The sequence below is a fragment of the Noviherbaspirillum sp. genome (genome assembly GCF_035654295.1).
Classification (GTDB): Bacteria; Pseudomonadota; Gammaproteobacteria; order Burkholderiales; family Burkholderiaceae_D; genus Noviherbaspirillum.
On record NZ_DASRXF010000060.1, the window covers coordinates 1 to 2,958 of the forward strand.

3 protein-coding genes and 1 pseudogene are annotated in these 2,958 nt (G+C 64.7%); all 4 read right to left on the reverse strand.

Annotation, left to right across the window (positions count from 1 at the left end):
* Positions 1-392: PLP-dependent cysteine synthase family protein (locus tag VFF99_RS07150; RefSeq protein WP_325016358.1), on the reverse strand; the 392-nt coding region annotated here is incomplete at its 3' end.
* A gap of 20 nt (positions 393-412) precedes the next feature.
* Positions 413-2,152 carry a cation:proton antiporter gene (locus VFF99_RS07155; protein ID WP_325016360.1) on the reverse strand — a complete coding sequence of 580 codons (1,740 nt, stop codon included), beginning with the start codon at positions 2,150-2,152 and terminating at the stop codon, positions 413-415.
* 189 nt (positions 2,153-2,341) lie between these two features.
* Positions 2,342-2,569, reverse strand: a complete 228-nt coding sequence (locus tag VFF99_RS07160) for a hypothetical protein (protein WP_325016362.1) — start codon at positions 2,567-2,569, stop codon at positions 2,342-2,344.
* A 13-nt stretch (positions 2,570-2,582) separates the two neighbouring features.
* A pseudogene (locus tag VFF99_RS07165) lies at positions 2,583-2,958 on the reverse strand (LLM class flavin-dependent oxidoreductase); the annotation flags it as partial.

The following is a 2,958-nucleotide window of genomic DNA, read 5'->3' on the forward strand; positions in this document are numbered from 1 at the left end:
TCTTCCGCCTTCTTGATCGCACCGCCCATGCCTTCGGGGCCGGGCGTCAGGATCAGTTCGGCGCCGTAGGCGCGCAGCAGCATGCGGCGTTCCTTGCTCATGGTTTCCGGCATGGTGAGCACGCACTTGTAGCCGCGCGCCGCGCACACCATGGCCAGGGCGATGCCGGTGTTGCCGCTGGTCGGCTCGACGACGATGGTATCCGGCTTGATCAGGCCGGCCTGTTCCGCGGCATCGATCATGGCCACGCCGATCCGGTCCTTCACGCTGTGCGCCGGGTTATAGAACTCGAGCTTGGCCACCACCTCCGCGCCGGCACCCGCGGCCAGGTTGCGGATGCGGACCAGCGGCGTATTGCCGATCAGTTGCGTGACATCGTTGACGATCTTCATGGATGGGCTCCTTGTTGGTTTTAACCGTGCAATTCTGCGATGCGGCGGTCGCGTTCGATCTGGATCGTGTGCGCCGCCGCGCCTTCCGAAATACCGAGTGACTGTAGCACGAAGGCGGAAAGCTGCAGGCCGGCCTCCAGCGTTTCCGGGATCACGGTGGAAGCGCCGGCCTGCTTGAGCGCCTGGGCGTGCTTTTCGTCGCGCGAGCGAGCAAACAAGGGGACGTTCGGGTATTCGCGCCGGATCGCCTTCACCGCATGCAGCGCCGACGCCGGATGGTCCATCGTCAGCACGATCGCCGCCGCCCTGTCTGCGTGCACCTTGCGCAACAGTTCGACCCGCGCCGCGTCGCCGAAATACACTGGCAGGCCGGCCGTGTGCAGCTTGCCGACGACGCGCGGGTTGGTTTCAAAGGCGACATAGGGCACATTCTGTTTCGACACCATCTGCGCCACCAGCTGCCCGACGCGGCCAAAGCCGGCGATGATCACATGGCCGGATTGCTGTTCCACCACCGCCTTGTCGAGGTCGCCCGGCTGGTCGGCATGCTCCTTGTCCCACCAGTCGCCGAAGGCATGGCCCGCCTTCGCCACCAGCGGCGTGGCGAACAGGCTGAGGCTGACCACCAGCATGATGAACTGCCCGATCTCTTTCGGCATCAGGCCCGCCGTGAGCGCGTAGCCGACCACGATGAACGTGAACTCCCCGCCCTGGCCGAGCAGTGCCCCGCCCTCGATCGCGCGGCCCCAGCTGAAGCCGCCGATGCGCAGGATCACGCCCGTCACCAGGGTCTTGATCATGAACAGGCCGATCACCGACAGCGGCAGCCACACGGGCGACTTCATCACCTCGCGCACGTCGATCGCCATGCCCACGGACATGAAGAACAGGCCCATGAGCAAACCCTTGAAGGGCTCGATGGTGACTTCCACCTCATGCTTGAACTCGGTCTCGGCCAGCAACAGGCCGGCGAGGAAGGCGCCAAGCGCCAGCGAGAGTCCGGCCATTTCGGTCAGCGCGGCGATCCCCAGCGTCGACAGTAGCGTGAGCGCCATGAAGACGTCGGGCTGGCGCTGCTGCGTGAAGGAATGGAACAGCGGTCGGATCACGCGGCGGCCGAGCAGGTAGATCATCGCGATCGCGCCGACCGACTTGAGCAGGGTCAGGCCGACCAGGCTGACCATGCCCTCGCTGGTGCCGCTGGCCAGCACGCCCATCAGGATCAAGAGCGGCACCACCGCCAGGTCCTGCAGCATCAGAATGGAAAAGCCTGCCTGCCCGAGCCGCGTGCCCAGGGTGCGGCGTTCCGTCATCAGCTGCATCACCACCGCGGTCGACGACAAGGACAGTACGGAACCGAGGATGGCCGCCACCTCCAGGCTGTTGCCGAAGGCATAAGCAATGACCCCGATGATCGCCGCGCTGATGTAGACCTGCGCCGCGCCCGCGCCGAACACCCAGTTGCGCAGCGCCCAGAGCCGTTCGGCGGACAGTTCCAGGCCGATCATGAACATCAGGAACAGCACACCGAGCTCGGCCAGCACTTCCACGCCCTCCAGGTGCGGAAAGGTGAACCATGCGAGCCAGGGATGGACGTCGGCGAACAGGCCCAGCCCGAACGGACCGATCAGCGTTCCCGCGGCGAGGAAGCCGAGGATCTGGTTGATGCGCCAGCGCTGCAGCAGGGGGATGAGGATGCCCGTCAGGGCCAGGAACAGAATGGTTTCCCGCAGGTAGGGTAGGGACTGGTGTGCTTCCACGGTGAGAAATCCTGATGACGATAGGCGCGCGCAGCCCAGAAGTGTGTCACAGAAAGTCGAGGGGGTGTTATGACCTGGAACACGTAAAAGGAGCGCATGGTGGGTTTCGCTGGCGCTCTACCCACCCTACGATTCTTTATATAGGACGGTAGGGTGGGTAGAGCGAAGCGAAACCCACCGGAGCATCCCCTAGCGCCGCCGTTTCTTCCAGTTGTAATCCGGCGATGGATCGGCCACTCCCGGGTGGCCGACGGAATCCGGGTTTTCCGAGCACATGGTGATGAAGCACACGCCGTCGCCTTCACGCTGGCGCTTGCGCAATGCCTCCATGAACTGCATGGCCGCACTCATGTCCTTCGACGCGAACTCGCGGCTCCTGGGGCCGTCGTCCGCTTCCGTCCAGTACACCATGTACATCCGGAATCTCCGTTCAGCCTAGCCGCGCCTGCGCGGCGATCTCGTAGGAGCGCAGCCGTGCCGCGTGATCGTGGATCATGGCGTTGATGATCAGCTCGTCGGCCTGCGTCGTTTCGACGAACGCCTGCAGCTGCCGCTTGACCGTGTCCGGATCGCCGACGATGGAAGCACGCAGGGTTTCCTCCACCGACGCCTGCTCCATCGGCGACCACAGCCCATCCATGCTCTCCACCGGCGGCGGCATCTGTCCGGGCACGCCGCGGATCAGGTTCACGTGCATCTGCTGGTGCGTGGTCAGAAGATGGCGCGCTTCGCGTTCCGAATCGGCGGCCACTACGTTCAGCCCCACCATCGCATACGGCTTGTCCAGCACATCGGACGGCTGGAAG

What these genes read in the sequence shown, in the direction of transcription:
- VFF99_RS07160 (WP_325016362.1), bottom strand. Translation starts at nt 2,569, where the DNA reads ATGTACATGGTGTACTGGACGGAAGCGGACGACGGCCCCAGGAGCCGC.